Raw genomic sequence first — 4,113 nt, 5'->3', positions numbered from 1 at the left:
AAATACAACTCAGCAACCGTGACACTGCAAATACAAATTTGCTCCCATCCTATTTCTCTAACTTTAGTTTTGACTGGATTCATATCTTTAATCCAATAAAAAAATTATACAGCAGGTTGCTTTTTAAGTGAAGTTCAAAATGCAGTACGGGAACATCAGATATAAAAAGCTTCTGCCTCACTTCCACTACGCTCAGTGACCACCTGCCTCGAAACCCGTAACTTTTTACTTTATGCAAATAAAAACTGCTATATGTATATACGCAGTTGGGATGATTATTTATGACTAAATATAGCTCCTTTGGTAGTTTCCTTACTTAAGTAAGAAAGCGTAAACATTACTCGTGTAAGATAAGCTGATAATCTCAGCGATTGTATCAAGTAAAAATATAGTTCTATTGGATATGCGATCGCATATCTTTTTAAAATGCCAAACTCCAGCTTGAAAGATAACTCATTATGGTTCAAAAATGCAATTATCTACGAACTAGGTGTTCGCACATTTGCTGACAGTAATGGTGATGGTATTGGTGATTTTCCAGGGCTGACAGAAAAACTAGACTATTTACAAGATTTAGGCATTACTGCCATTTGGTTGTTACCTTTTTTCCCTTCGCCACTCAGAGATGATGGCTACGATATTGCCGATTACACTAGTATCAATCCTATCTATGGCACGCTAGAAGACTTTAAAGCGTTTTTGACAGCTGCTCATCAGCGCGGTATTCGGGTAATTATTGAGTTAATTATTAACCATACCTCTGACCAACATCCTTGGTTTCAAAGAGCACGTCGTGCCCCGAAAGGAAGTCCGGAGCGAGATTTTTATGTTTGGAGTGATACTCCTGAAAAATACCAAGAAGCGCGAATTATCTTCCAAGATTTTGAGACATCTAACTGGGCTTGGGATTCAGTTGCCAAAGCTTATTGCTGGCATCGTTTCTATTCCCATCAGCCGGATTTGAATTATGACAATCCCTTGGTGCGCGAAGCGGTATTTGATGTTCTAGATTTTTGGTTGGAGATGGGTGTAGATGGACTACGCATGGATGCTGTGCCTTATCTCTACGAACGGGAAGGAACGAACTGCGAAAACTTACCCGAAACCCATGCGTATTTGAAGGAGTTGCGATCGCACATCGACGCGAAATTTCCTAACCGGATGTTACTAGCTGAGGCGAACCAATGGCCTGAAGATGCAGCTCAATATTACGGTGCGGGTGATGAGTGTCACATGAACTTTCATTTTCCCCTAATGCCGCGTTTGTTTATGGCAGTGCGGATGGAAGATAATTTCCCGATTGTAGATATTCTTCAGCAAACTCCATCGATTCCTGATAACTGTCAGTGGGCATTGTTCCTCCGCAACCATGACGAACTGACTTTAGAAATGGTGACAGATGAAGATCGCGATTTTATGTATGGGGCCTATGCACAAGACCCAATGATGCGGGTAAATTTAGGCATCCGCCGCAGATTAGCGCCGCTTTTGGGTAATGATCGCCGCCAAATTGAGTTACTCAATAGTTTACTATTATCTTTGCCAGGAACCCCCGTACTTTACTACGGTGATGAAATTGGCATGGGAGATAATGTTTATCTAGGCGATCGCAATGGTGTTCGCACACCTATGCAGTGGAATTCTGACCGCAACGCTGGTTTTAGTCGCGCCAACCCGCAACGCTTGTATCTACCCGTCATCGTTGATTCAGAATATCACTACGAAGCACTCAACGTCGAGGCACAACGGACTAATACCAATTCTCTTTGGTATTGGATGAAACGTTTAATTGCTACTCGTAAACGGTTTGCGGCATTGGGTGAAGGGCGTTTTGAATTGGTACATTCTAATAATCGCAAAGTTTTTGCCTTCAGCCGGATTACCTCTGAAGAAGATGTCTTGGTAGTAGCAAATTTATCGCATTACGTGCAAACGGTGGCATTAGATTTATCAACCTTCAATGGGCTAATACCAATAGAAATTTTTGGTTCCACTGAGTTTCCACCGATTACAGAATCGCCCTATTTCCTCAGCTTAAGTCCTTACGGGTTTTACTGGTTCACCTTACAACGTAAACCTAGCTCAACTCAACCCCCTAAACCCCAAGCAGATTTAGCAACTTTGCTGGTAAATGGTTCATGGCAGAATGTGATTTTGCAACGAGAGTCAAAAAGCATTCTAGAATCAACACTGCGGGATTACCTCTATACCTGTAGCTGGTTTAGTGGCAAAACTCAGACTGTACAATCAGTACAAATCATTGAAGCGATTTCTTTACCCTATAACCAGCAGATAGCTCAAATTGTTTGGTTGCAGGTAGATTATACCCAGGGAAACCACGAAACTTATCTGTTATTTCTGGCCTATGCAGAAGGTGAGCAAGCAACACATCTTTTAGCAGAAATGCCGCAAGCTGTAATTGCACGGCTTGGGGTGCAAGGCAAAATAGATACTCCTTCACCCAATACTCAAGAAATTGGAATTTTATTTGATGCTTTAGCAGATAAAAACTTTCTCACTTCACTGCTAGATGATGCGATTGCTAATCATCACTCTTATAAAGGGATAACCGGAGAATTATTTAGCACTACTAATGATTCATTCTCCGAATTGCGCCGACAGTTAACCCATCATGAGCCGACTGTTCTGAATAAAGAAGAACAAACCAATACTTATATAGTTTATGGCGATCGCTTGTTGTTGAAACTCTTCCGCAAAGTCGAGGAGGGTTTGCACCCAGATTTAGAAATCCGGCGTTTCTTATACCAGAAAAAACGCTTGCAAAACTCAGTTTTCCTAGCTGGTGCTTTAGAGTACCGCCGTGCAAATAAAACAGGCAATAAAACTGCCCTACCCACGACTATAGGCATATTACAAGAGTATATTCCAGATAGCCGTAGTGGCTGGGACTATACCCTTGATAGTTTGCAAAACTACTTTGATTTTGTTACCACAGAACACGCCACTATTACCGAAGTGCCTCTGCCATCAGGTTCCTTGTTGGATTTACAGAAAATTGAGATTCCAGAATTGGCAATTGCAACTATCACTTCTTACCTGCAAAGTGTTGAGTTGTTGGGTAAATCTACAGCCCAATTCCATATAGCGCTGGCTACAAATATAGATAGCTCAGACTTTGCTCCAGAATCTTTTTCATCACTTTATCAACGTTCGATATATCAAAATGCACGTAACTTAACTGGACAAGTATTTCGGTTGTTAAAAGAACGAGTAAAATACTTGCCAACCGATACTCAACCATTAGCATTAGAAGTTCTGAATAGCCAAGAGAAAATCTTAGAACGCTTTCAGTTAGTTGTCGGGCAAAAAATTACTGCATTGCGTACTCGTCATCATGGAAACTACCATTTAGCGCAAGTATTTTACACGGGAAAAGACTTTATTATTCCTGATTTTGAAGGCAAAGCAGATCGTAGTTTTAGCGAACGACGCATAAAGCGATCGCCTCTACAAGATGTAGCAGGAATGTTGCTATCTTTCAACTATGCAGTTAACGAAGCTTTGGGCTATCAAAAAGAATCTGGAATGATCCGGCCTGAAAATTTACCTCTTATAGAACAATGGGGACAGTTTTGGTATACCTGGGTTAGTACTAGCTTTCTCAGTTCTTATTTAGAAACTGCTAATCAAGAATCTTTCCTGCCAAAGACAACAGAAGAACTAGATGTGCTGCTTTTTGCCTATCTTCTAGAACAAGCGATTGATGCACTAGGCAATGAACTAAATAATCGCTCCGATCGGGTAGAAATTCCACTCCAATTTATTCTGCAATTACTGAGTGAAACTGCTTAAACAGTTTTTCCTAGTAAGAACAAACTGCAAGAAATAAATCATATTAGGAGGAAGTAAAGATTTTCACGCTCCATTTTTGATACCTTAATTTTCGACCTGAACCCTTACATTTACTCTAAGGCAATGAGGCGATCGCACTTCCTTCAGTTGTCTTTTTGAGTGCCAAACGACTGAAGTCGCGGCTATACAAACAAAACCTGCAAAGGCAGGTTTCAAAACATTGAAGTCCGCCTTCGCAGACTTTGTTTGTGAGCCAGTGATATCATGTCCGCATAATTAGTTATGCTAACCACAGTGAAT

1 protein-coding gene is annotated in these 4,113 nt (G+C 40.8%); it reads left to right on the top strand.

The features are described 5' to 3' along the window. Window positions 1-426 precede the first annotated feature (426 nt). Complete coding sequence (treS, locus tag IQ229_RS16135; protein ID WP_194045343.1) at window positions 427-3,813, top strand: maltose alpha-D-glucosyltransferase; 3,387 nt, start codon at window positions 427-429, stop codon at window positions 3,811-3,813. Window positions 3,814-4,113 lie beyond the last annotated feature (300 nt).

The organism is Nostoc cf. edaphicum LEGE 07299 (assembly GCF_015207245.1).
GTDB lineage: Bacteria > Cyanobacteriota > Cyanobacteriia > Cyanobacteriales > Nostocaceae > Nostoc > Nostoc edaphicum_B.
Note: the sequence above shows the minus strand (reverse complement) of the source record. Positions and strands in the feature narration are given on the sequence as shown.